18 protein-coding genes are annotated in these 25,666 nt (G+C 47.8%); 11 read left to right on the forward strand and 7 right to left on the reverse strand.

Annotated features, from left to right (window positions below; all coding sequences use genetic code 11):
• Positions 1-130 precede the first annotated feature (130 nt).
• Both ACDJ58_RS29445 and ACDJ58_RS29450 read left to right on the forward strand, forming a co-directional pair.
• A complete protein-coding gene (locus ACDJ58_RS29445) occupies positions 131-613 on the forward strand; it encodes a glutathione peroxidase (RefSeq protein ID WP_413374255.1) in 483 nt (160 codons plus the stop codon).
• 372 nt (positions 614-985) lie between these two features.
• Positions 986-2,347, forward strand: a complete 1,362-nt coding sequence (locus tag ACDJ58_RS29450; protein ID WP_413374256.1) for an FAD-dependent oxidoreductase — start codon at positions 986-988, stop codon at positions 2,345-2,347.
• Between the two features lie 133 nt (positions 2,348-2,480).
• Here ACDJ58_RS29450 and ACDJ58_RS29455 read toward each other — a convergent pair whose 3' ends face one another.
• Complete coding sequence (locus ACDJ58_RS29455) at positions 2,481-2,966, reverse strand: hypothetical protein (protein WP_413374258.1); 486 nt, start codon at positions 2,964-2,966, stop codon at positions 2,481-2,483.
• Positions 2,967-3,583: 617 nt separating this feature from the next.
• Between ACDJ58_RS29455 and ACDJ58_RS29460 the strand changes: the two genes are divergently transcribed.
• The 4 genes from ACDJ58_RS29460 to ACDJ58_RS29475 all read left to right on the forward strand — a co-directional run bounded on the left by ACDJ58_RS29460 (position 3,584) and on the right by ACDJ58_RS29475 (position 9,507).
• Positions 3,584-4,438, forward strand: coding sequence for a formate/nitrite transporter family protein (locus ACDJ58_RS29460; RefSeq protein WP_413374259.1), 855 nt, complete (start codon positions 3,584-3,586; stop codon positions 4,436-4,438).
• Positions 4,439-4,892: 454 nt separating this feature from the next.
• Positions 4,893-6,956, forward strand: coding sequence for a molybdopterin-dependent oxidoreductase (locus ACDJ58_RS29465; protein WP_413374260.1), 2,064 nt, complete (start codon positions 4,893-4,895; stop codon positions 6,954-6,956).
• A 202-nt stretch (positions 6,957-7,158) separates the two neighbouring features.
• On the forward strand, positions 7,159-8,382 hold the full coding sequence (locus tag ACDJ58_RS29470; protein ID WP_413379883.1) for an MFS transporter: 1,224 nt from the start codon (positions 7,159-7,161) through the stop codon (positions 8,380-8,382).
• A gap of 210 nt (positions 8,383-8,592) precedes the next feature.
• Complete coding sequence (locus ACDJ58_RS29475; protein WP_413374262.1) at positions 8,593-9,507, forward strand: class I SAM-dependent methyltransferase; 915 nt, start codon at positions 8,593-8,595, stop codon at positions 9,505-9,507.
• A gap of 189 nt (positions 9,508-9,696) precedes the next feature.
• Here the strand turns inward: ACDJ58_RS29475 and ACDJ58_RS29480 are convergent, their stop codons facing one another.
• The 3 genes from ACDJ58_RS29480 to ACDJ58_RS29490 all read right to left on the reverse strand — a co-directional run bounded on the left by ACDJ58_RS29480 (position 9,697) and on the right by ACDJ58_RS29490 (position 14,241).
• Entirely contained in the window at positions 9,697-11,409 is a 1,713-nt protein-coding gene (locus ACDJ58_RS29480) for an ABC transporter ATP-binding protein (protein ID WP_413374263.1), read from the reverse strand.
• 77 nt (positions 11,410-11,486) lie between these two features.
• Complete coding sequence (locus ACDJ58_RS29485) at positions 11,487-12,494, reverse strand: ABC transporter substrate-binding protein (protein ID WP_413374264.1); 1,008 nt, start codon at positions 12,492-12,494, stop codon at positions 11,487-11,489.
• A gap of 97 nt (positions 12,495-12,591) precedes the next feature.
• A complete protein-coding gene (locus ACDJ58_RS29490; RefSeq protein ID WP_413374265.1) occupies positions 12,592-14,241 on the reverse strand; it encodes a helix-turn-helix domain-containing protein in 1,650 nt (549 codons plus the stop codon).
• Between the two features lie 456 nt (positions 14,242-14,697).
• Here ACDJ58_RS29490 and ACDJ58_RS29495 point away from each other — a divergent pair, with 456 nt between their 5' ends.
• Positions 14,698-15,714 (forward strand): LacI family DNA-binding transcriptional regulator, encoded by a 1,017-nt coding sequence (locus ACDJ58_RS29495; RefSeq protein ID WP_413374266.1) that lies wholly within the window; start codon positions 14,698-14,700, stop codon positions 15,712-15,714.
• 258 nt (positions 15,715-15,972) lie between these two features.
• Positions 15,973-19,374, forward strand: a complete 3,402-nt coding sequence (locus tag ACDJ58_RS29500) for a GH36-type glycosyl hydrolase domain-containing protein (protein WP_413374267.1) — start codon at positions 15,973-15,975, stop codon at positions 19,372-19,374.
• Between the two features lie 127 nt (positions 19,375-19,501).
• Here ACDJ58_RS29500 and ACDJ58_RS29505 read toward each other — a convergent pair whose 3' ends face one another.
• Positions 19,502-20,779 (reverse strand): methyltransferase domain-containing protein, encoded by a 1,278-nt coding sequence (locus ACDJ58_RS29505; protein ID WP_413374268.1) that lies wholly within the window; start codon positions 20,777-20,779, stop codon positions 19,502-19,504.
• A 239-nt stretch (positions 20,780-21,018) separates the two neighbouring features.
• Between ACDJ58_RS29505 and ACDJ58_RS29510 the strand changes: the two genes are divergently transcribed.
• Entirely contained in the window at positions 21,019-21,522 is a 504-nt protein-coding gene (locus tag ACDJ58_RS29510) for an N-acetyltransferase family protein (protein WP_413374269.1), read from the forward strand.
• Positions 21,523-21,546: 24 nt separating this feature from the next.
• Positions 21,547-22,335, forward strand: a complete 789-nt coding sequence (locus tag ACDJ58_RS29515; RefSeq protein WP_063566925.1) for an SDR family oxidoreductase — start codon at positions 21,547-21,549, stop codon at positions 22,333-22,335.
• Positions 22,336-22,516: 181 nt separating this feature from the next.
• On the opposite strand, the gene ACDJ58_RS29520 is transcribed toward ACDJ58_RS29515, so the two are convergent.
• The gene (locus ACDJ58_RS29520) at positions 22,517-23,065 is read right to left on the reverse strand and encodes a GNAT family N-acetyltransferase (protein ID WP_076287542.1); all 549 of its coding nucleotides are present in this window, start codon (positions 23,063-23,065) and stop codon (positions 22,517-22,519) included.
• A gap of 31 nt (positions 23,066-23,096) precedes the next feature.
• Positions 23,097-23,354 (reverse strand): DUF2164 domain-containing protein, encoded by a 258-nt coding sequence (locus ACDJ58_RS29525; RefSeq protein WP_413374270.1) that lies wholly within the window; start codon positions 23,352-23,354, stop codon positions 23,097-23,099.
• 260 nt (positions 23,355-23,614) lie between these two features.
• On the opposite strand from ACDJ58_RS29525, the gene ACDJ58_RS29530 reads away from it, so the two are divergent.
• Positions 23,615-25,342 (forward strand): glutamine--tRNA ligase/YqeY domain fusion protein, encoded by a 1,728-nt coding sequence (locus ACDJ58_RS29530; RefSeq protein ID WP_413374271.1) that lies wholly within the window; start codon positions 23,615-23,617, stop codon positions 25,340-25,342.
• Positions 25,343-25,666 lie beyond the last annotated feature (324 nt).

The raw sequence follows: 25,666 nt of genomic DNA on the forward strand, positions 1-25,666 counted from the left end.
GATTTATCTCCGCAGATTTGGTAATTGATCGCCTCAGGTTTATAATATGGAGACAGGCTGTGTGCCGCATGGTCATTCGGTAGTACATACAGCAGCCCAACCTACATCTTACTCATGGGAGGAATCAGTCATGTCCGTATATTCGTATCAGGCGGTAACGACCGCAAATCAGGAAGTTTCACTCGATCTGTATCAAGGCAAAGTGTTGGTGATTGCCAATACAGCCAGTAAGTGTGGACTGACTCCACAATACGGTGAATTGCAGAAGCTCTATGATCGCTATCGTGATCAAGGCTTGGTTGTACTGGGATTCCCTTGTAACCAGTTCGGCGGCCAGGAGCCGGGTACCAGTGAGGAAGCAGAATCATTCTGCCAAATTAACTATGGCGTTAATTTCCCGGTGTTTGCCAAGGTCGACGTAAATGGTGAAGATGCGCATCCATTGTTCAAGTATCTGCGTGAGCAGCAATCTGGTGTTGGCGAAGACAATAGCATCCAATGGAATTTCACCAAATTCCTCGTAAATCGTGAAGGTGAAGTTGTAGGGCGTGTTGAACCAAAAGAATCCCCTGAAGCCATGACTGCAGAGATTGAAAAGCTGCTTGGCGTATAAAATAAACGAAGAAGCCTGCCTCCAGATTGGAGGACAGGCTTTTTTTTGATACAATTTTTTAGTGCAAATATCCTCTTGATATACGTGTCTCCTCGGTAGTTACTAAGCTTATTTTGAGCATAAACCAGCCATAAGCAGGGAAAACTGAAGTCAATGAAGATTGAGTCGATGACTCGCTTGATCGTAAAGAAAACCACATCCGACAAATTTATTTTGATTAACCTCTTGCAATGTGAAAAATATCACATTATAATAAGTATACAAAGTGAAATAAATCACATAAGCGGTATTCACTTAGAAGTGAAATATTTCACAACCACAATGACGTTAAATTCAATTTTTTATTTATATACTCCAAGGGGGAACCTTATCATGAAAATCGCAGTTATCGGATGTACACATGCAGGAACCGCAGCCATCGTTAACACCGCCAAATTGTACCCGGATGCTACCATTACAGTGTATGAGCGCAATGACAATATCTCCTTCTTATCGTGTGGCATTGCGCTTTATGTGGGTGGCGTGGTGAAAGATCCTGAAGGATTGTTCTATTCTTCGCCAAACCAACTGGCCGAGCTCGGTGTCGTTACCAAAATGCTTCATGAAGTGACGTCAGTAGATTCTGCGGGTCACAAACTTCAGGCTAAAAACCTGAAAACTGGGGAAGAATTCGAAGATACCTTCGACAAGCTGATCGTGACCACGGGTTCATGGCCTGTCGTACCGAAGCTGGAAGGCATCGAGATGGACAACATTTTACTTTGCAAAAACTACAACCATTCCAACACGATTATTGAGAAAGCCAAGCATGCCAAACGCATTACCGTGGTAGGAGCAGGATATATCGGCATCGAGCTGGTGGAGGCTTTCCAAATGAACGGCAAGGAAGTTACACTGATCGACAGTGTGGACCGGATCTTGAACAAATATCTCGACCCCGAGTTCACGGATGCCATTGAAGAAACGTTGACTGGACACGGCATCAAGCTGGCACTGGGCCAAACTGTACAGAAATTTACCGGAGAGAATGGCAAAGTGAACAAGGTCATTACATCCAAAGGAGAGTTCGATACAGACCTCGTTATTCTGTGCATTGGTTTCCGTCCAAATACCGAGCTGCTCAAAGGCCAAGTGGATATGCTGCCGAACGGCGCAATCATCGTGGATAAATATATGCAAACCAGTCAAAAAGACGTCTTCGCTGCTGGAGACAGCTGTGCAATTCATTACAACCCAACCGGCAAGGCAGCTTACATTCCACTGGCAACTAATGCGGTGCGGATGGGTACACTCGTAGCACGGAACCTGGTTCGTCCTACGACACGGTACATGGGTACACAAGGCACATCAGGTATTAAAATTTATGAACAAAATATTGCAGGTACAGGCTTGACGGAAGCATCTGCTGCGGATGAGGGTCTGGTGGTTGAAGCTGTAACGCTTGAAGATGCTTACCGTCCGGAGTTCATGCCAACGGCAGAGAAGCTGCTGCTCAAAGTAATCTATGAACAGGCTACTCGCCGCATTGTTGGTGCGCAGGTCATGTCACAGGCTGATCTGACACAGTCGATCAATACGATCTCTGTCTGCATCCAGAACAACATGACGGTAGATGAGCTGGCCTTTATCGACTTCTTCTTCCAGCCACATTACAACAAACCATGGAACTTCCTGAATTCGGCGGGTCTGCAAGCACTGCCTCCAATAGAAGTAAAAGCACCAGCAATGGTGTAAGGAAGGTTTGATTAATTTATAGCAACAAATAACCCGATAGGCCGATGAGAAATCACCAGCCTGTCGGGTTAACTTTTTGTTACGGATGATCGAATAATTTAAGGATATGAGTTTTAACTTTCCTGTTTTTTCTCTATAGCTCGTTGTTGTTCTCAGCAGATATTCCCCATGCACTTCCACTCAGCAGATTTCCATTAGCACGATAAGTTATCGTATAATCTCCACCTCTAACTCCCTGTGGAGTATCCGTAAAGCTTCTCCAATCCAGAGTACCACCGGGAGCTATATCTTTACTGAAGTATTCTTTTTTTGTTGAATCGTGGATCATTACCGCTCTAATTGTATTTTTTCCAGTATTTTTAATATAAACTTTGACATGGCCATATCCACCAGCGACATTGAACAAACTATAATCAGTGACTCCAGATAAGTCAGTTTTAAAAAGGTCTGAAGTTCTGAATGGAACAATAACAGGATCATCATCTTGAACAATAATCGGAGTTATAGACGGATTAACATTGGTAACTCTGTCTGTTTTTTGATCAGATGAAGCTGCTGCAACAGATACTGATGCTGCTAGTGACAAGGACACAATAGATAATAAAAGCGCTTTTTTCATTAGAGTACATCTCCTTATGTATAATGTAAATACATTATTATTAAACCATAAATATATAAAAAAATCAATATGTTACCATATAATTTAATTAAATTCACATAAATACCAAGTTACACCATTTTAATTTTCGATAGATAAAATTAAAGTCTTTATTTTTCTCGTTATTAACTGCACCAGACCGAACCTTTGCGTATAACTCCTTATTAGCAGAAGCAGTGGGTGGAGAGCCACTAGTACGAGAGTGCACCGGTTGAAGAGGTTTTGAATCTCTGGATCAGTCTGAATCGTGTCCATTCCAGCTCTGTGGAGACGAGTCAACGAAAACATGTATCCTCTCTAATGGAAGTGTGGTAACGCTGGAATGGCTGGCACAAGATTACGTTGAGCATCTGGAACATCATTTGCAGCAAATTTTCGGTGAGCATGAGGATCTGGGGACGGCGTAAGTAACCACCTCATCGATCGCACATCAAGTAAACTAGAACGAAACGTGAAAATGTAGTTTTCAGACTTTGTGATAAAAGTAACAAACCTCTTGAAACCTTCGCGATACAATGAACATATCAACCCAACAAGTTGAATTATGATGTTCATGAACTGTGAAGGAGAGGATCGTTATGGCAGCAAAAACACCTCTTGAGGTTGCACAATATACGGCGCATACGGGGATGAAGAAAGCTCAAAATCCGGTGTCCTCCGTATTGATACTCAGTTTTCTGGCAGGCGCTTTTATTGCGCTCGGATTTCTGCTGGATATTCGGGTCATTGCCTCTGCTCCGGCCGAGTGGGGCAGCTTGGTTAATTTGATTGGTGCAGCAGTGTTCCCGGTAGGTTTAATATTGGTGCTGATTGGCGGCGGGGAACTGCTGACAGGCAATATGATGGCCGTCCCACTTGCGACGATTGCACGTACACTGTCCGCAGGCAACATGTTGAAGAATCTCACCTTAGTAACGATAGGTAATTTCCTTGGAGCGCTCTTTGTTGCCTATGCATTTGGGCATGTGCTCGGTCTGACGGCAGAGGGGGCTTATTTGACCAAAGTGGTGGATATGGCTGGACACAAGCTGGACGACAGCTTCCTTCAGGCTTTTATATCCGGGATTGGGTGTAACTGGCTGGTAGCTCTCGCGGTTTGGCTGTCTTATGCATCGGATACGATGAGTGGCAAGGTACTGGGCATTTGGTTTCCGACGATGGCCTTTGTAGCTATTGGATTCCAGCACGTTGTCGCCAACATGTTCCTGATTCCTGCGGCGATCTTCGAAGGGCATTATTCGTGGGGACAATATATCATGAATTTCATTCCGGTTTGGCTTGGCAACCTGACGGGAGGAGCGCTGTTTGTGGCGGCTGCTTACTGGATGGTGTACCTGCGCAAGCATGAGCCGGAAGTGAAGCCTGAGGTGGCAATGGCGGCGGCCCAGCCTGTGGAGACAGAAGCCAGACCGATGTGGAGCAAGCAGGCGTAGCGGTATTTTGCCAAGTACCCGAGTTAGAGTTGTAACCGTGGTAACGAGTACGAAAACGAGTATGAAGACGAATGCAAAGTAAACAGGAGAGGCGATTCTGATCTCGTTCAAGTCATGGCTGTCTGCTGTGATGGGCGGGAAAAGAATCGTTTTTTTATGCAAAAAATATCCACGCAAAATAAATTCGCCATGACAAGGTTCGGGGGAACGAAACCTGTTCATGGCGAATTTCGGGAGTGGTCCATGATATGGCATGAGGAGGAAGTGGGGAAACACTAGCCTAATGCCTTATTTTTAATTTACCCCTGAATTTCGAGATTGAATCAAGGGGAAAAAGTTTTTTTGGAAAAAAAATATGGAGCGGTTGTGGCGATGAAAAAAGACTGTTCTCTTTACGCGATTACCATGAAGAGGATATGATATGAGGATAGCTTTGAAGGGGAGGAACTTGTATATGATCGATCAGGAGAATGGCGTATTCCCGGCGGTTTGCCCGCTCGATTGTCCGGATACTTGCGGCCTGCTGCTTCATAAGGAGAACGGTAAGATCGTGAAGGTAGCGGGCAATCCGGACCATCCGATTACAAAAGGCGCCATCTGTAACAAGGTTCGAAATATGACGGAGCGAGTGTATCACCCCGAGCGGCTGCAATATCCAATGAGACGCATCGGAGCTAAGGGCGAAGGTCGATTCGAGCGAATCAGTTGGGACGAAGCCATCGCCGAGATTACGGCGAAATTCAGTTCGCTGGCAGATACCTACGGACCGGAGAGCATCCTGCCCTATAGCTTCTATGGAAACATGGGCATTCTTGGTGTGGATGGCATGGATCGTCGATTTTTCAATGCGCTAGGTTCGAGCAAGCTGGAACAGACCATCTGTAATGCTGCGGGAAATACCGGGTGGAAATATACGATGGGTGCGAACCGGGGAACATTGCCAGAGGATACAGAGCATGCGGATGTCATTCTGGTGTGGGGAGGCAACATCGTCAGCACCAATATGCATCAGGTTGTTCTGGCCGAGAAAGCCCGCAAGAAGGGCGCGCAAATCATCGTTATTGATGTCCATCGCAATCGGACCGCCCAATGGGGAGATTGGTTCATTCCACTCTACCCAGGTACAGACAGTGCGTTGGCACTCGGATTAATGCATGTACTGTTCGAGCAGGGACTGACGGATGAGGCCTTTATGCAAAAATATACCGTCGGCCATGAGGCACTGCGTGATCATGTCCGCAGCTACACCCCTGAGCGCGTTGCACGTATTACAGGCGTGCCGGAAGAGGACATCGTGAAGCTGGCTGAGCTGTATGGCAACGCACAGGCAGCCCATATTCATATCGGCAATGGCCTCCAGCACCACGACAACGGTGGTATGAACGTACGCAGCGTAGCCTGTCTGCCTGCCATTACAGGCCAGTGGTTGAAGCGCGGCGGTGGTGCCATTCGTACCAACAGCTACGCAAGCACGAATAGCGATGCGCTGGAGCGTCCGGAGCTGCGACAGAACCTGGAGCCGCGCGTGGTGAACATGAACCGGATTGGCGAAGCACTGCTGGAAGCGGAGCAGCCGATCCGGGCGTTGATGGTCTATTGCAGCAATCCACTGGTGGTGGCCCCGGATACCGAGCGGGTGGAGCGAGGTTTTGCACGGGAGGATCTGTTCACGGTTGTCCATGACCTGTTCATGACAGATACGGCGAAGTATGCGGATATTGTGCTGCCTGCGACGTCTTCATTTGAAACGACGGATCTGTATACGTCCTACTGGCATCAGTATGTTCATTTGCAAGAGCCAGTCATTGCGCCTTTGGGAGAGAGCAAGAGTAATGTTGAATTGTTCTCTTTGCTTGGACAGGCGATGGGGTATGACCCGGAGATTTTCGGTGAGACACCGGAACAGATGATCGAGGAAGCACTTCAGGGTACGGGCAATCCCTACATGAACGGAGTAACCTTGGAAGGGCTGAAGCAGCATCATTTCGTCAAGCTGGATATGTCTGCACATGACTCCTATTTGGATCAGTTGCCCACGCCTTCGGGGAAAATCGAGCTGTATTCGGAAACGATGGCACAGAAGGGATTGCCGCCATTGCCTACGTATAGTGCTCTCGTTGAGGGGTATGACGGGGAAAACCCGGCTGGACCTGCGGATGTTTATCCGCTAATGTTTCTGTCGCCGCCAAACCATAATTTCCTGAATTCCACCTTTGCCAATTCGGCCAAACATCAACGTTTGGAGAAGATGCCATTATTGCAAATGCACCCGGAGGACGCCGCTTCCAGACAGGTGGAAGACGGGGATGCTGTGGTCGTGTGGAACGACCGTGGTCGGATCGAACTAACCGCAAAGGTGAGTGAATCCATGCTGCCAGGAACGGTGATCAGTCAAGGCTTATGGTGGGATGGCAATGGCAAAAAACAGCGGGCGAATTCGCTCACGTCCAATCGTCTGTCCGACATGGGGAATGGGGCTACATTCTTCTCAGCCACTGTCGAAGTGAAGCGTCAATGAATGTGCTTGCAGATCGGATCTTTTCAGGTAAGATGAACAATGGATAGATCGTAAGCAGAATGATAAAGAGCAAGATTTAAAATTTAAATTCAAAATTCTAAATTCAAGTGGCCTTCGCTCTGGCTAATCATGCCGTCAGGGCAAGGGTCTATTTTTTATGGCAATATGCTTTTTGAAGGTACTAAGGAGAATAAACACGATGATGAGATGGCTGGATACGTATCCAAAAGAAGTGAAAATATTTTTGCTGGCAAGTTTGGTCAATGCGACAGGCAGTGCCTTGATGTGGCCGCTGACCACGATGTATGTATTTGACGAGCTTGGACGCACGATGGCGAACGCGGGTTTTGTTATTCTGATCCAGTCGCTGGGGGGCATCTTCGGGCAATTGCTCGGCGGTGCATTGTACCACCGGGTGGGCGTCAAGAAGCTGATCATCGGATCGCTGGCGTTAAATGCGGTAGGGCTGTTTGCTCTGCCGTGGATTAGCGCGTATTGGGTTGTATTTATATGTGCCATGGGCTGGATCGGCCTGTTCAGTTCATTGTCGCTGCCAGCGATTCAAGCCTTTATTGGTTTCCGGTTTGCAGAGCGACGCGGGGAATTGTTCAATGTGATCTATGTCGCCAACAATATCGGTGTGGCAATTGGTACAGCGCTCAGTGGTTTTCTGGCTGACTTTTCCTATCACCTCAGCTTTGTACTGAACGGGGTGACCTCCGCCGGGTTTGCGATTTTCTTCTGGTATTATCTGTCGCGGGCAGAACCGGATCAGGGCGAAGTACATCTGACCAAACGCAAAACGGTTCCCGATGGGCCGGGCGTCTGGGCGCTGCTGGGCAACACCAGGTTATATCTGTTCATGAGCCTGGGCGTGCTGTTCCTGCTGTTCGGTAATTCCATCTGGAATACTGGTGTGTCTCCGTATATTATTTCCGAGGGTATGGAGAAAAGAATGTACGGTCTGCTCTGGACCCTGAACGGGGTGCTGATCTTTGTGGGACAACCCTTCACCAATTGGGTCAAGCGTACGATGGCCCGTACATCGACTGCTCAGATGACTGCAAGTGCGGTGTTCTATGGCATGGCCTACATCGTCATGATCACCATGTATAGCTATCCGGGTATGGTGCTTGCAATGGTACTGGCTACCTTTGGGGAAATGCTGATCTCACCTGCTACCCCGGCATTCATCTCAGAGCATGCAGGAAGATCGGCACCCTTCTACATCGGGATCTCCGGTGGAATCGGTGCGGTCGGACGGGTTATCGGGCCGTATGCAATGGGGGTCATGTACGACAAACAGGGACTGATTCCTGTAGCGTGGCTGGCGACTGGCACGGCGGTTATTGCGGTGCTTGGCTTTGTACTGCATGCGGTGCTGAACCGCAACCGTGAAATGAAGGAGTACGGATTGGATACTTAGCCTTTTCGGGCTGAGTGGTATGAAGGAGGGAGAGGACAGATTGGAGTGGAGGGGCAAAGAAAGCCACTTTAATCTGTCGGATCACCCTGTAAATTTAGATTGACAAAAAAATATTTTTATGCTATAATTTACATATAAAAACATTCCGTATATACTAAGGTTCTCCTGGCCAGGGAGAATCTTATTTTTGTTTGTACGGGAGGATGAAATATGAAGCAAAATGAGTCCAGCATTACATCCTTGATTTCGGCTTTTGGCCGAGCCTACCACTGCCAATACGATACACCTCTTATTTTTAATGATTATATAGCCAAAGCACTTATTACTCCTCAAGAGTTTGCGGGTATTCGCGAGAATATGATTCAAGGTATCCATTTTTTCAACCCGGACATGGCTCATCTAATCAAGGACGACCCGGATAAGATTCTAAAATGGATTACTCAGGTACAATTATCTCCAATAACACTGGCTCGGGCTGCTTATTGTGAGCATGTACTGCTGCATGAAGTCACGTTGGGATTGAAGCAGGTTGTCATTCTAGGCGCGGGGATGGATACATTTGCTTTGAGGCATCCGGAACTGGAGGACACTCTAGAACTATTTGAAGTGGATTATCCAGCCACACAGCAGTTCAAGCGGGAGCGTCTGGACCAGGCCAAGCTGATCATGCCGGACAATCTTCATCTGGTGCCAATGGATTTTACCCATGAGGCTTCGTATGAACGTTTGACTAATAAAGGTTTGAAGAAGCGAAAGACATTGGTTACTCTGTTAGGCGTTTCGTATTATTTGTCCAAAGAAAATCTATCCAACTTGCTCCGACATGTGTTTTTGGATCTTCCAACGGGGAGCTCCATTGTGCTGGATTATGCAGATGAGCATCTCTTTGAGGAAAAAGGAAGGTTTAACCGGGTTGAAAATATGGTTAAGATGGCTGCAATGGGGGGTGAGCCGATGCAATCCTGCTTCACTTACGAGGAGATAGAACGGTTATTGGCGGATGTGGGACTTCTCATATATGAGCATCTATCGCCGGAAGACATACAAGATCGATATTTCAGCAATCGTACAGATGACTTGTCCGCCTTCGAAACAAACCATTTCATCCATGCGGTCAAAAAATAAAATCCTATTCCTGATATGATTATCACAGAATAGGATCTGAATAAGAAAGGGGATGTCCCATGAGTCATGAACATGACGAGGACATCCCTTTTTAGCGTTACTACTGTTTAACGAAACGAGCGCGTGTTATTAGCGCCAATTTCCACAGGTCTGCGGTTTAACGAATCCAAGAGACGTTATTTCCGCAACCTATCCAAACTGGGCTTGATGCAGTCGGCTATACGAGCCCTGACGTGCCAGAAGTTCATCATGGCTGCCTTGCTCGGCTACGCCGCCATTTTCCACAACCACAATGCGATCCGCGTGTCTGATCGTTGCCAGTCGATGGGCGATGATCAGCGTTGTACGTCCTTGTGCCAACTCAGATAAAGCCAACTGAATGGCGGCTTCCGTTTCGGTATCAAGTGCGGAGGTCGCTTCATCCAGAATGAGGATCGGCGGATTTTTCAAAATCATGCGAGCAATGGACAGACGTTGCTTCTGTCCGCCAGACAATTTGACGCCCCGCTCACCAATCAAAGTATCGAGTCCTTCCGGTTGGGATAGGACCAGCTCTTCCAATTGGGCCCGGCGGATGGCTTGCCAGATTTCTTCATCAGGTGCATCCAGTTTGCCGTAGGCAATATTCTCACGGATCGACCCATCAAACAGGAAAATGTCCTGCTGCACAATCCCGATATGGGAGCGAAGTGACTCCAGTGTCATATCTTTTACCGGAATCCCATCAATAGAGATATGCCCCGCATCCACATCGTAAAAGCGTGGAATGAGACTGCATAGTGTAGATTTGCCTGCACCCGAAGGTCCAACCAGCGCCACCGTTTGTCCTGCCTGAATCTCCAGATTCACCTGATCCAAGGTAGGTTTGTGTTCGCCGTAAGCAAATGAAACGTCATGGAAGGCGATATCGCCTTTCACATGCGGGAATGGTTTGGCCTGTGGAGTGTCATCTACATCGGGCTCGGCCTCCAGCAGCTCCAGGTAACGTCTGAATCCAGCGATGCCTTTGGGATACGTTTCGATGACGGAATTGATCTGTTGAATCGGTCCAAGAAACACATTGGATAACATGACAAAGGCGATAAATTCTCCGTAGGTCATGCTGCCCTGAATGACAAACCACGTACCGCATACCAGTACAAACAGCGAGACAAATTTCATCAGAATGAAACTGAGCGAGGAGTTCCACGCCATAATCCGATAGGTGATCAGTTTAGTAAGACGGAAGCGTTCATTATTTTCGACAAAACGTTTCACTTCATGTTTTTCATTGGCAAAAGCCTGTACTACACGAATTCCGCTCACATTGTTCTCTACGCGTGCGTTATAGTCTGCAATATCCGCAAACATACGCTTGAACGCTTTAGACATTTTGCGGCTGAAATAAAGGGACAGGAAGATCATCAGCGGTACGATGATGAAGGTCATTACAGCCAGTTGCCAGTTGATACCAAGCATAATGCCGAAGGCTCCGGCCAACGTCATCAGGGCAATGAACAGATCTTCGGGTCCATGATGCGCAATCTCACCAATATCCATCAGATCATTGGTCATGCGAGAGACGAGGTGCCCCGTCTTGTTGTTATCGAAAAAGCGGAAGGATTGCTTCTGCACACGCTGGAACAGTTCCCGCCGCATATCGGATTCGATGTTAATACCCAGCTTATGTCCCCAGTAGGTGACTGCATAATGGAAAAAGGAACTGAGCAGATAGATGCCCAGCAATCCGGCACAGGCTGATAAAATCATGGACCAGTTGCCTGCGGGAAGCAGCTGGTCTACAACTTTGTTTACAGCCAAGGGAAACGCAAGTTCCAGCAGTGCAGCCAGAATGGCACAGGAGAAGTCCAATATAAAGAGTCCCCGATAAGGACGATAATAAGCCATGAAACGGCGAAGCATATGTAAGTCCTCCTCCATATAATGCAAATGCCCGGACAGGTTCCATAGCCTGACCAGACACTTGCATCTCTCATATGTTATTTACGATTTTGCTGTGCACGTTCTACGATCATATCAGCGAATTCTTCAGCCTGACTCTGAATTGCAATCGGATCGAAGTACCAGTAGCGATCTTCCTGCAATTCGTACACCTGATTGTTTTTCACAGCCGGCAGGGATTGCCAGATGGAGTCACCTTGATAATTTTTATTGTTCTCGCCTACGGTTAGGAAGATATGGTCTCCTGCATAATCACCAACGACTTCACGTGAAATCTCTTTCCACTGGGTATCGCCCATCAGTTCTTTCTTGGTGATTTCGAGTGGTGTAAGTTCCAAAGCACGATAAACGGCCTGTCCACCGCGACCAAAGTTGTCTCCATAGCCATAATAGCTCTTGTCTGATACTTCGAGGATGGAGAAGGTTTCCTCCGGTTTAATGACTGATTTTACTTTGGAGCGAGCGGCTTCAATACGTTCGTCGTACGTTTTCAGCCAGGCTTCAGCTTCTTCGGATTTGTTCATGAGTTCTCCGAACCCCCGAATTTCATCCTCTACATTGGTAAACGTACCGTAGGGAATGACCACGGTAGGTGCGATTTTTTGATAACTCTCAATTTCTTCGGCTTTATCAGAGTAGGTAATGATCAGATCCGGGTCCAACGCGACGACCTTCTCCAGGGATACGGCACCCCGGTCGCCAATATTCTCTATGCCCTCCACCTGATCGGCGTAGAATGGATTTTCCAGATAATATTTAATAGAGCCAACGGGCTTTATACCGAGTGCGAGCAGATCACTTACGTACATATCCGTAACAATCCGTTTCGGTTCAGCCGGAATTTCCACATCTCCACTTAATGACTTGTAGATCCGCGTAGCACCGGAAGAGTCGGTATTTGTTTCGGTCGAATCTGTTGTCGATTCTGAACCCGCCGCTGTTGGTTCCGTTGTGCCGGAACCCGTGCCACTGTTACAGGCAGCCAGGATCATGATGATGGCGAGCATGAGCAGCAAGCCGGAAAAGCGTTTTTTTGCAGCAAACATATAATTGTTCCCCCTGTGTATATAATCAATAATGATTATTATTCTCATTACTAACATAGAGGATGAGGTAACATTTGTACATGGACATCTATGATGACTAATGCATGGACAGATGTGATGTCAGTTTGTGCATGATGTGCTGTAATTGCTCCATAACCGAGATGGGGTCGAATCCATAAAACATATTCGCATCAATCTCGTACAGTCGCGCTTCCCGGACCGCACTCAAGGTGTTCCAGGACTCCTGAGCGAAAAGTTTGTCCACAGCATCCTGCTCCGATGATTCCCTGGCATAATCAATGAAAATATGATCTGCAGCATACAAATGAATTTCATTTAGCGGAACATGGATGTAACCTGTGAGCAGTTGGCCATCCTTTTTCATCCGTGCAGGAGGGGTGAAGCCCAGCGATTGATACAAAATATGAGAAGCTCTGCCCCATCCGTGACCATAGATGTACGCTCCACTCTCACCAATCATGAATATGCATACCGCTGATCCACGTACACCCATCATTTGATCGAGTGTACGGTTGGCCTCTTGCTGAAGCGTATCATAATGGTCTAACAGCGCACGAGCTTTGGCTTCCAGGCCTGTGATGCGTCCCAAATGAATGAATTGCTCCTGCCAGTCAAGTTCTTCAAAAGGCATCAAAATAGTTGGTGCAATCTGCCTTAATTCATCCATGCCGGAATGAGGTGCATAACCAAGAATGACATCGGGATGAGCGTCTGCGATTAGATCCATATGATTAATAAGTTCATGCTCAGAATACTGCTTAAATGGATCAGGCCCCAGCTCAATGATCTTCGCTTCCATCCATCCCGCGACGGCACCCAGATGAGGGATATGGCCCAGTGCGAGCAAGGAAGCGGTATAGTTGTATGTAAGACTTGCGATTTTTTTTGGCGTTTTCCGATAGTGGGTCGGTGCGCAACCTACCGTTTGTTTAAATTTTCGACTTAGATAAAAAGTGTCCCTGTATCCCGTCAATTGGGCGAGTTCCTGCAATGTGGGATTGGCAAAAAGCAGTTGCTCCTGGGCAATTCGAATTCTTAACCGGGTAACATACTCCACGAATGTAAATCCGGTGTATTTCTTGAATTCTCGTGAAAAATGCTCTGGACTCACATTAACCTCTCTCGCTAATTGCTCACGTGTAAAGGAATAAGTAACCCTTTCATGGATGTGCGCGATGACGATGTCCAGCCAGGAATGATCTTCATGAGCCAAACGCACAGCATGATCTCGCAACGTATCTAGCAGCTGATAAAACAGCATATGAGGTTTGAATGGTCCCGACTCATCGCGTTTCGAGCTGGACTGAACCAACTCGGAGATCAGCTCGGCAATAAGACGGCTCGTAACGGGAACAGGATGTCCGAACGGCCAGAGCGTTTGTTCGTTATCTGCAAAATCAAAGGCTATTGCAATACCCTGAACCGGGGAAAGGGAACCACGCTTGCTTTCATGCTGAAGCAGGGTTCCAGCTTGGCGTACGACAGCTGAGCCGGTATTTACCATCAATTGACCATTCGAACTGATCAGTCTTGCCTGACCGGAGGTGATGACATAAAGAACGTGCTTGCTGCTCCACAGTTCATCGATACGGGAGAAGGCTTCCCGATCATGGAGCTGCACCAGATGACACAATTTGAACATTGCCGGAGGCACGGTTGTGATTTGCTGTAAGCGGCCGGGGTTGTTCACGGATGATTTATGAAAGCTTAGATCCAGATTGCTCATAACATAATGGACTCCTTATAGAGGATTGGACTAATAAGCAGTATAATACCACAAAGGTGTAATGGGGACCCCTCGAATCATTCCCTTCACATATTTCTGTGAAAAATGGATAAAGAGGTTGAAATCGCTATCAACACCGACTATAATGAAAATGTCGAAACGTTTCAATCTATGGTTTACAGGCGTGTTCATTGTGATTTATAATGAATTCTTGCTCTTGTCCAATATTGAAATGTTGTCAATCGACCAAGCTATATGTACAATAAAAGGGTATATGATTCAGCAGTGATACTTAAAAGACGTGAAGAGAATTTTTTTTGAAAACACTTCGAAACGTTTCGATAAATGAGAATTGATGCCATTTCTAATGGATAATGCATAGGAATGAGTGGTTGTTGCAACCATTTACAGTATAAAATGATAGGTAACAAGAAAGTTAGAAGGAGCGAACGTGGAATGGCAACGATTAAGGATGTGGCAAAGCTGGCAGGCGTGGCGCTCTCGACCGCTTCCTATGCACTGAATGGGGACAGCAAGGTAAGTGCCAAGACCAAGGCAAAAGTGCTGGCGGCAGCACGGGAACTGAATTATCGCAAAAACGGCTTTGCCATGGACCTGAAACGGAGCCGGACGAACACGATTGCGTTGATTCTTACAGATCTGTCGGGTCCGTATTACTCCGAATTGATTCGCAGCGTACAGGACGTAGCGCTGGCTAACGGATATGATCTGATTGCTTGCAGCTCTATGGGAGGACGCGACTCCACAGCGGTTCGTTTCTTGCGGGAAAAAAGAGTGGATGGTGCTATTATCCTGGCTCATAACATCCATGATGATATCCTGGTGGAATCTGCAGGCGAACGTTTCCCTATCATTGTGATGGATCGGCAGCTGTCGAGTAGCCATCTGGTCAACGTGCTGGTGGACGGGGAGCAAGGTGGTTACCTGGCTACACGTCACCTCATTCAGAAGGGGCATAAGACCATCGCCTATATCAGCGGGCCATCCAATTCTTATGATAATGCTCTGCGTTATCAAGGATATTTGCGAGCAATGCAGGAGGCGGGCCTTGAAGAGAAGTCCAAATGGCGTCTAAGCGGTAATTTTGTACGTGAGGGCGGATATAGTGCAACCAAGATGATGGTTATGCAGGGCGAGCTTCCATCAGCCGTATTTTACGGGAATGACGAAATGGCGATTGGTGGACTGAAAGCATTTGAAGAGAGCGGCATTTCGGTACCGAATGACATTTCGATAATCGGATTTGATGATATTCAACTGTCCGAATATGTTCATCCGCCGCTTACAACGGTGCGGCAGCCCAAGCATGAAGCAGGTTCATTGGCAGGACATTTGCTCTTCCAGATGCTGAACGGCGAAGCTGTGAATCCATCGTATACGTTAACCATTGATCTAGTGGAGCGAGAGTCTGTACGATCGGTACAGGTAGAGTCCGGAAACCAGCCGGCCTAGGAAGTAACTCGTCGGATGGGATATGGTTTGGATACTGCTTACAGAAGTCATACCATATCCGGTCTGTCTAGATTTGTGAAGTTGTTCTTTTCTAACTCGCGTGGTTGTAAAAGGGATTGGCCCTCTTTGAATTGAGAGTTGAATGATGGGGATCACCGTCCGAATTGGCCAGACAAAGGTCATTTCGCAGAGGACCCCTATTCTTTTTCAGATTTATCGAAACGTTTCGATTTTATACTAAATGAAGGAGTGAATAGTATGACAACGATGATTAATGAACCAATCCGGCTGACTGCCGGGGATTTATCCTTTACCTTTTTGAACAGTGGGGACCTGTACCAGGCCAAGTCCGGTACGACCATGTTGAATCAATTGCTCAGTAACCAGATCGATGGATCTTTGAATAACCTGTATCTGCGTGTACACGAGGGAGAGAAAATCAGCTCGTTCCCACTGCTGGGTGTGCGTTCGAACAGCAAAGTGATTACAAGCAAAGCGCAATCCGGCAATCAACTGATCTGGGAAGGTACCGTACAGCTTGAAGGCAAAGAACAAGGCATTGGCTATCAGGTTGTGTTTACAGCCACAACGCAAGGCGTCTGGTTCTGGGATGTGAAACTCACAGGACAACAACATAACGTTGACGTAGTATATGGACAAGATGTAGGTCTTGCTGATCCAGGTGCAGTACGCAGCAATGAAGCCTATCTTTCGCAGTACATTGACCATACGGTATTCGAAGATGAAGCGAAGGGATATGTGGTGTGTTCCCGTCAAAACCAGCCTCAGGGCGGTGCTTTCCCTTACATGCAACAAGGTTCTCTGACTAAGGCAGTTGGTTATTCTACAGACGGATTCCAATTCTTCGGTCTGTCCTACAAGGAAACGAACCAGCCTGAGAGCCTGAGCCATAATACACTGGCAAATGAGACGTACCAGTATGAATTTGCCTACACAGCATTGCAATCGGAGCGCGTAAACTTGGACGGGGAGGCCCAAGTAGTCTTCTACGGACTGGCCAAAGCAGATCATCCGTCTGGAATTTCTGCACTGGAATTCGGGAATGAAGTGACTGCAGCATGGAACGAAGTACAAGCATTGACTGTGGAGCAAGGCGAGACATTGGAACAGGTAAAACTGTCATCCTTCTTGGGTGAACCGCTTGCTGCGCTTGATTTGACACAAGATGAGATTAATGATCTGTTCCCTGACCGTCATCAGGAAGAGTGTAGCGGTGATTCACTGTTATCCTTCTTCACGGGCAGTTATGAACATATCGTCCTGAAAGCGAAAGAATTGCTCGTTGAGCGTCCGCACGGCCATATCCTGATGAGTGGTGGCAATGTACAGCTCGGTGCGCAGGTTATTACGACGACATCGTATATGTACGGTATTTTCAACTCACAACTCGTTATTGGTAACACCAATTTTAATAAAATGATCAGTAATGCCCGCAACGCATTGAACGTGCCGAAGACGGCTGGACAACGCATTTATGTGGAAATGGATGGACAATATCGTCTGCTGACGATGCCTTCCCTGTTCGAGATTGGCTTCAACTATGTGCGTTGGATCTACAAAACCGAATCGGATACCATTATCGTGACCAACTACACTGGAGCACACACGACTGAAGTGAGCATGAACGTGCGCTCGACTAGTGGCAAAGCATATCGCTACCTGGTAACCAACCAAGTTACGATGAATGTAAATGAATACGAGTATCCGTTGCATATGACGCAAGATGGCAACACGCTGATCTTCAAGGCTGATCCGCAAGCGATTAGTGCCGGAACGTATCCTGACCTGCAATACCGCATGTCGGTGGAGGGCGCAACCGTAAATGTTGGAGATGAAACGTTGCTGGCGAGTGGTATTCGCAGTGGATCTGCATCGCTGGTTACACTTAGTCTGGAAGAGAGTGCGGAATGGACGCTGAAGGTACAAGGTGTATTGGAAGGTCAAGCAAACGAAGCAGACGGTTCTGTCGTAGCAGGATCCAGCCTTACTTTTGAAGAGGAAGTTCAGGCGTACCGCGAATTCTTCGCAGGCGTAATGAACGGTTTCCGTTTGTCTCGTGGTGAAGGCCAAAGTGCAGAGGATCTGTTCAAAGTGAACGCACTGGCTTGGTGGTACACACACAACATGCTGGTTCACTACTCCGTGCCTCACGGTTTGGAGCAGTACGGCGGTGCGGCATGGGGTACTCGGGATGTATGCCAAGGTCCGGTTGAATACTTCATGGCAACGCAAAAATATGAACAGGTTCGCGATATCATCAAAATGGTGTATACCCACCAATATGAAGATGATGGCAACTGGCCGCAATGGTTCATGTTTGACAAGTATTTTGCAATTCAGCAGGAAGAGAGCCACGGTGACATCATCGTATGGCCGCTGAAAGTGCTGGCGGACTACCTGACAGCGACTCGCGACTATGCGATTCTGGATGAGAAAGTGCCTTATACCGTTAAGCACAGCTTCGGATTCACGGAAGAAACAGCGACTGTATTGGATCACGCGAAAAAAGAGATCGAATATATCCGCTCACACTTCCTGCACGACACATTCCTGTCTTCTTACGGTGATGGGGACTGGGATGATACGCTCCAGCCAGCCAATGCACAGCTCAAACAATATATGGTGAGCAGCTGGACCGTTGCTTTGACTTATCAGTCTGTAAATGTGCTCGCACAGGCGCTGCAACATAAGGATGCTGGATTTGCACAGGAGCTGGACGTTCTGGCTCAAGGCATCCGTGAAGACTTTAATCGTTACATGCTGGGTACAGATGTGATTCCAGGTTTCGTATACATGGAAGAAGCGGATCAGGCGAAGCTGATGCTTCACCCAACAGATACGGAGACAGGTATTCAATATCGCCTTCTGCCGATGACGCGCAGCATGATCGGCGAATTGCTGAATGCAGAACAGGCTGAATCGCATTATGCGCTGATTCGTGAGCAGTTCCTGTGCCCGGATGGGGTACGTCTGATGAATCGTCCAGCTCAATATGCAGGCGGTGTGAGCACTCACTTCAAACGGGCAGAGCAAGCGTCTAACTTCGGTCGCGAGATCGGTTTGCAGTATGTACACGCTCATATCCGTTACGTTGAAGCGATGGCGAAGCTTGGTAAGACGGATCAAGTGTGGAATGGTCTTGCCATGATTAACCCGGTTGGCATCGGCGAAGTTGTACCTAATGCGGAGATTCGTCAGGCGAATGCGTATTTCAGCAGTTCCGACGGCAAGTTCAACACGCGGTACGAGGCGCAGGAGCATTTTGACCAACTACGCAAAGGAACAGTACAGGTGAAAGGTGGATGGAGAATCTACTCCAGCGGCCCTGGAATCTACATGAACCAACTGATCTCGAACGCACTTGGCATTCGTCAGGAAGGCGGAGATCTGGTTATTGACCCGGTATTGCCGGTTGAGCTGGATGGCATGCAATTCGAATTCGAATATGCAGGAGAGCCGGTAACATTTATCTACCATCTGAACGAAGGTTCGGTTAACCGTGTAACGGTAAACGGCAAGGACATCCGCACCGAGCAAACGGCGAACCGTTACCGTCAGGGTGGGGCTCGTATCTCGCTGGATGAGTTCAAACAAGCGCGTAATGCTTCGGAGCGCACGATTGTTGAAATATATATGTAAATTCAATACAAGCTCGATGTTTCACTAGAGTGGAAGGTCATCCTCCTTAACAGGCAGGGTGACCTTTTTTTATTTGAGAAGGATTCATTGGCGGGTCAGGGGAACTCGTTACGGTGGGATGATCATTCTAACGCAAAGGAACGGCCAGCAACGTGTGCAGAAGCGCATTATGGCGTATATGCTTCGTCACATAGCCTGCGTCCTCCAGCGAGACGCACAGGCCGTCCAGCAGCGGGAAATGACGTTCCCTTATCGTTTGCAATTGGTCCTCACGACCTGCTGCCTCAGCCTGTTGGATATACGTGTGACGGTGAGCTGCATCAGCGAACATCAGATCTGTCAGGCAGATCCGTCCACGTGCAGTTAACACTCGCTGCATTTCGTGTAACGCCAACTGTTGCTGGTCTGGGCTCAGATGATGGAAGGCGAAGCTGGATACGACAAAATCGAAGGACTGGTCGGCGAAAGGCAACGCCAGAAAGTTGCCAAGCTTCACATGCATCTCTGGATATTTGGTGCGGCATGTACGCAGCATCTCGCGAGATTGATCGATGGCGGTCATCGCTGCGCCGCGTTCTAACAGTTTGCCTGCCAAATTCCCCGTGCCTGTACCGATATCAAGTCCTTTTTCGCCGGGCACAGGAGATATCCAGCTTGCTGTCTGCTCCAGCGCTCCGTCATAGTTGTCATATATATTGAAAGGTACTGCATCTACTCCTACTCCCAAATCTTCCGATCTTAATCCTGCATCTTCTGGATACGTTGTATTGCTGTTTGGCCTGTGTGCTGTCCGGCTATTCTTCTGGCTGCGAACTTCATCAACGTTATGATCTGGCTCGCCTTCTCGATCCGACTCAACCGTTGCTTGCATGGCTCCAGGTCCCGAATCAATGCTGACGTTTGAGGTAGTTTGTCCTGGTAGGTGGCCATTCGCCGCCTGTACCCGCTGATCGTGGATGGCTGCTTGCATATCGTAATTCCAGCGGTCATGCCAGTTCTGTCTGGCTTCCCTGAGGCGGCGCGCACTGTCTGCAAGATCATGCAGATGGCTGACATCCAGTGGCCCGTCCTGGCGGTTGAGATCAATCATGTGCTGGGTTGTATCCAGCATGCGTTTGAGCTCGACCCACTGGGCATACATGACCGCCTGCTGCAGCTCCAGATATTCTTCCAGCCGCTGCTGATTGCCCTGGTCAATCTCTCCGAGCGCTTGGGTGATATCCTGAAGCGACATCCCGATCTCACGCAGAGCTGCAATGGTTTGCAGCCGCCAGATGTCATTCTCGGTGTATGTACGATATCCGTTACTTGTCTGTTTGACTGGGGAGATCAGTCCTTTTTCCTCATAAAAGCGAATGGCCCTCGTCGATATGCCGAGTCTGTCCGCGGCTTCTTTGATGTTCATCACGTACACCTCCTTATCAATTCAGTATAAACGATGACGTTACGGCAAGGTTAAGTGTTCATTTCTTTCCACCGAGTGAAATTTTAGTCAAGCCTGAGGCTATGCTACAATATAAAGCTAAAGGAGCATTTTGCATCGTATTCAATTGCAAAATGTCGAAACGAGTAAGGAATAAGCTAGTTTTTTCTAACGCTGCTTTGCGCAGTGTTATCGACTATTGCACGAAAGGTTGAATTTTTATGCTTATCAGCCATACGTATACCATTCGGCCATCCGAGATCAAGGATGCAGCCCAACTGATGGAACTGGATGCATTGGTATGGGATAAGCATACCTCTCCGGCCCCGTTTCAGTGGCGATCCAGACAACAATATTTGCAGCATTGTCCTCCAGGCAGTCAGTTGATTGCCGTTCAGGGAGAGCGGGTATGTGGTTATGTAGGCTTTTATCTGCCGACAGGAATGCCCGTTAACCGCCATGTATACGAGATTAATATCGCCGTTCATCCCCATGATCGACGCTGTGGTATTGCTACAGCTCTGATGGATGCGATGAAACAGCATGCCTTTGAACAAGGAATCATCAAACTTAGGTTGCGTGTGTTATCCAGCAATCCAGGGGCGATTGCTTTTTATACACAGTGTGGATTTGTGACAGAAGGCAGACTGGTGTCGGAATTTTATATCGCAGGCAAGTATGTGGACGATATTCTTATGAGTTATTTCATCCGGACCAACGGATAGAACAGAGTAGAAGGAGGAACAACAATGGACATGGGACTTCGGGGTAAAAAGGCGCTGGTGCTTGCATCCAGTCGAGGACTGGGCAAAGCGGTAGCCGCTCAATTGGCGGCAGAAGGCGCTGATGTCATGCTCGCCAGCCGGAACGAAGAGAAGCTTGCAGCGGTGAAGCAGGAGCTGCTGGCGCTGGGTGGCGGCGGACGTATCGAATATTGTGCAACCGATGTGACAAGCAAGGAAGATATTGATGCCCTGATTCGCAAGACAGGCGAACAGTTTGGGCAGATTGATATTTTGGTGAACAATTCAGGTGGCCCGCCTTCAGGAACATTCGAGTCATTGACGGATGAAGATTGGGAACGTGCATTTGAATTAAATGTACTTAGCTATGTCAGACTGATTCGTGGTGCACTTCCTTACATGAAGGAGAATGGCGGACATATTGTGAACATTGCCTCTACCTCTGTGAAGCAGCCGATCCCCGGTCTGATTCTGTCCAATACGTTCCGTACGGGTGTGTTCGGATTGGCCAAGACCTTGTCACAGGAACTCGCGCCATACGGCATTCTGATCAATACGGTTGCGCCGGGTAGAATTGGAACGGATCGGATACGCGAATTGGACGCAGCGCGTGCAGAGCAGAATGGAATAAGTGAGGAAGAAGTTGCCGAACAATTCCGTAAGGAAATTCCACTGGGACGTTATGGTCAACCCGAGGAGTTTGCCAAAGCAGTTGTGTTCCTCTTATCAGGAGCGAATACTTACATTACAGGTACATCCCTTGTGGTGGATGGTGGCATGGTACGTGCGCTCTAAGAAGTCGGATCGACAGATTCGAAGTTATATGGATGCATAAATGCGCAAATAAGATAAGCCCCTCCTTATTCTCCACGTGTTGTGGAGTAGGAGGGGCTTTAAGAGTTGATGTATGCCATTGTGAAGGCCGGAATTCACAGTGGAAACTGGTCCTACGACCATTAAATTATGTAAGTCTAATTTAGCGCAAAAGTTCCCATTCATGCTGCAGCATGCCATACACCGCATGGTTAACATAGCCCTTAGGCAGTTTCTCAGCCTGGCGAATAACGCCTTCAAGGACGAATCCAAGCCGTTCAGGGATGGCCCGGCTCCGCTTGTTGTTGGTTGCTGAACGGATCTCGACACGGTTCAGATCCAGGGTGACGAGAGCGTAGTCGACCAGAACGCGGCATGCGCTGGTCATCAAGCCTTGACCTTCAAAACCTTTGCCAAGCCAGTATCCGATGCTTACCGAGCGGTTGGTCCAGTTGATTTCGTGAAAGCCGATGATGCCTGCAAGATCGCCTTTCAGCCAGACACCTGCGGTGAACCCGCCGTTGTCAGCGCCCTGTTTCAATGCATTGCTGATAAAATTCGAAGTATGCTCAATCTCGGTCACGTTGTCCACCCACGGTAACCAATGCCTCAACTGATCCCGCGAGCGGTCCGTGAGTTCGAACAACGGTTTGGTGTGCTCCATGGCAAGTGGGCGGAGTTCGGTATATTCATCCAATGAATAGGTAAACATGAGTGCAACCTTCTTTCTTTGAAATTATGGTTTATCGGGAAGTCTTTGGTAGCTTGCGCTCCAATGCAAACAGGTCTTCTTCCATCGAGGCCATGCGTTGATTCACCGTAGTACGGGCGTCAACAAGTGCCTGATTATATATGAAGGGAGCCAACTGGGTCATGAAAAGATCCAGCACACCCCAAGCTGCCAGATCGCCCAGTTCTTCGCCGCGTTCCTCTTCGAAATACGACTGGATGGTACGTATGGCTTCATCCTGTTGTTCTTTGGACAGTTTTAGCGCGTTCAATGGGAAACCCTCCCTTAAATTCTGTTTTTCTATCATGCTACATGATTCGTGCGAACCCGTCAAAATGGTTTTGGGCCTATCTTGTGTGTAACTGATCCTGATTTTGGGGCGTTATTTATTGAACTCCTCCCTCGTTAAAGGTATATTTAAATGAAACGCGTACGAAACTTTCCAAGAAAATAGATTTTTTCAGGAAATGACTTCGTTATAAAGGAATTTTAGCCGGAATTGCTGCAATTCCTGAAAGCTCCAATCAATTCATGAAAGGTTTGATACCTGTGGACAATCGTACAACCCCACCTAACTTTATCAAAAATATTATTACCGAAGATCTCCGGTCAGGGAAAGTCCAGGAAGTCATTACCCGTTTTCCTCCGGAACCGAACGGTTATCTGCATATCGGCCATGCCAAAGCGATCTGGATTAACTTTGCACTGGGTGGCGAATTTGGCGGCAAAACAAATCTGCGCTTCGATGACACGAATCCGGTCAAGGAAGATGTAGAGTATGTCCAATCGATTCAAGAAGACGTGAAATGGCTCGGCTACGAGTGGAGCGAGAAACGTTTTGCTTCCGATTATTTTGATGAAATGTACAACCGCGCGGTCTTGCTGATCCAAAAAGGTAAAGCTTACATCGACGACCAAAGCGCCGACGAAATCCGTGCCATGCGCGGAACGCTCACCGAGCCGGGTAAGAATAGCCCGTACCGTGACCGCACTGTAGAAGAGAATCTGGACCTGTTCACACGGATGCGTGCCGGCGAGTTCCAGAACGGTGAGAAAGTGCTGCGTGCCAAGATTGATATGGCTTCACCGAACATCAACCTGCGTGATCCAGTTATTTACCGTATTGCTCATGCACATCATCATAATACGGGTGACAAATGGTGCATCTATCCGATGTACGCATTCGCACATCCGCTCGAAGATGCCATTGAAGGAGTAACTCATTCCCTCTGCTCCCTGGAGTTTGAGGACCAACGTCCATTCTATGATTGGGTTATTGCCGAATGTGAGATGGCGAACCAACCACATCAATATGAGTTTGGCCGCCTGAACCTGTCGCAAATGGTGACAAGTAAACGGAAGCTGAAACTGCTCGTGGATGAAGGCCATGTGGATGGATGGGATGATCCGCGCATGCCAACGATTTCGGGTCTGCGCCGCCGGGGATATACACCGGAAGCGATTCGTGATTTCGTATTCGAAACAGGCATTTCCAAAAGCCAAGGCGTCATCGATCTGCAAACGTTGGAGCACTTTGTCCGTGAAGATCTGAAATTGAAAGCTCCGCGTACGATGGCTGTTCTGCATCCACTTAAAGTGGTCATTACGAATTACCCTGAAGGGCAAGTCGAATGGCTCGAAGCAGAGAACAATGTGGAGAACCCGGAGATGGGCAATCGCCAAATTCCGTTCTCTCGTGAGATTTATATTGAACAAGACGATTTCATGGAAAATCCACCGAACAAATATTTCCGTTTGTTCCCGGGCAACGAAGTTCGTCTGAAACATGCGTATTTCATCAAATGTAACGATGTAATTAAGGATGCAGAAGGCAATGTGACTGAAATCCATTGTACCTATGATGTGGAAACGAAGAGCGGCAGTGGATTCACAGGCCGTAAAGTTAAAGGAACCATTCATTGGGTGGAAGCAAGCCAAGCGGTTCCAGCTGAATTCCGTCTGTATGAACCTCTGATCTCCGCAGAAGCACCGGAAGCAGATAGCGAAGTGGAAGTATCAGGGGCTGAGGTTTTGGAAGAGCAGCCGGAGAAAACGTTCCTGGATCAATTGAATCCAAACTCTCTTGAAGTGGTTCAAGGGTTTGTGGAGCAAGAGATGAAGGAGGCGCAAGCACAGGATAAATTCCAGTTCTTCCGTCATGGTTACTTCAGCGTTGATCCGAAACATTCCGAGCCGGGCCGTCCGGTATTTAACCGGGTCGTATCCCTGAAAAGCTCGTTCCAACTGCCAAAAGCATAAGGTAAAGTACAGAGGTAGAACAATAGGTGAAGTTAAAAGCTTTAAGGCCCAAGCTACAAGTTAGGGTTACACACCTAAGCTGTAAACTTAAATCTATAAACGTAAAAGGCGTCTCCTGGGCAACAAGCCAATGGAGACGCCTTTCTTTTTACTACTACTATTCTTAATCTTTTGTTTGATTGTTTGAACTTTGTTATTTAAACCATAACGGAGAGGACAGAACAAAGCTGGAGAAGCGGAGCGGTCGCCTTTATCACCGGATTTTACCCTTATAGAAAGGGAGAATCAAAAAAATCGGGGGATAACAGCGATCGAAAGATTGTT

Origin of the sequence: Paenibacillus taichungensis (assembly GCF_047302525.1) — a bacterium.
GTDB classification, from domain to species: Bacteria; Bacillota; Bacilli; order Paenibacillales; family Paenibacillaceae; genus Paenibacillus; species Paenibacillus taichungensis_B.

Bases quoted from the DNA above. Each gene is read 5' to 3' on its own strand.
- ACDJ58_RS29445 (WP_413374255.1), top strand. From the start codon at position 131: ATGTCCGTATATTCGTATCAGGCGGTAACGACCGCAAATCAGGAAGTT.
- ACDJ58_RS29450 (WP_413374256.1), top strand. From the start codon at position 986: ATGAAAATCGCAGTTATCGGATGTACACATGCAGGAACCGCAGCCATC.
- ACDJ58_RS29455 (WP_413374258.1), bottom strand. From the start codon at position 2,966: ATGAAAAAAGCGCTTTTATTATCTATTGTGTCCTTGTCACTAGCAGCA.
- ACDJ58_RS29460 (WP_413374259.1), top strand. From the start codon at position 3,584: ATGGCAGCAAAAACACCTCTTGAGGTTGCACAATATACGGCGCATACG.
- ACDJ58_RS29465 (WP_413374260.1), top strand. From the start codon at position 4,893: ATGATCGATCAGGAGAATGGCGTATTCCCGGCGGTTTGCCCGCTCGAT.
- ACDJ58_RS29470 (WP_413379883.1), top strand. From the start codon at position 7,159: ATGAGATGGCTGGATACGTATCCAAAAGAAGTGAAAATATTTTTGCTG.
- ACDJ58_RS29475 (WP_413374262.1), top strand. From the start codon at position 8,593: ATGAAGCAAAATGAGTCCAGCATTACATCCTTGATTTCGGCTTTTGGC.
- ACDJ58_RS29480 (WP_413374263.1), bottom strand. From the start codon at position 11,409: ATGCTTCGCCGTTTCATGGCTTATTATCGTCCTTATCGGGGACTCTTT.
- ACDJ58_RS29485 (WP_413374264.1), bottom strand. From the start codon at position 12,494: ATGTTTGCTGCAAAAAAACGCTTTTCCGGCTTGCTGCTCATGCTCGCC.
- ACDJ58_RS29490 (WP_413374265.1), bottom strand. From the start codon at position 14,241: ATGAGCAATCTGGATCTAAGCTTTCATAAATCATCCGTGAACAACCCC.
- ACDJ58_RS29495 (WP_413374266.1), top strand. From the start codon at position 14,698: ATGGCAACGATTAAGGATGTGGCAAAGCTGGCAGGCGTGGCGCTCTCG.
- ACDJ58_RS29500 (WP_413374267.1), top strand. From the start codon at position 15,973: ATGACAACGATGATTAATGAACCAATCCGGCTGACTGCCGGGGATTTA.
- ACDJ58_RS29505 (WP_413374268.1), bottom strand. From the start codon at position 20,779: ATGAACATCAAAGAAGCCGCGGACAGACTCGGCATATCGACGAGGGCC.
- ACDJ58_RS29510 (WP_413374269.1), top strand. From the start codon at position 21,019: ATGCTTATCAGCCATACGTATACCATTCGGCCATCCGAGATCAAGGAT.
- ACDJ58_RS29515 (WP_063566925.1), top strand. From the start codon at position 21,547: ATGGACATGGGACTTCGGGGTAAAAAGGCGCTGGTGCTTGCATCCAGT.
- ACDJ58_RS29520 (WP_076287542.1), bottom strand. From the start codon at position 23,065: ATGTTTACCTATTCATTGGATGAATATACCGAACTCCGCCCACTTGCC.
- ACDJ58_RS29530 (WP_413374271.1), top strand. From the start codon at position 23,615: ATGAAAGGTTTGATACCTGTGGACAATCGTACAACCCCACCTAACTTT.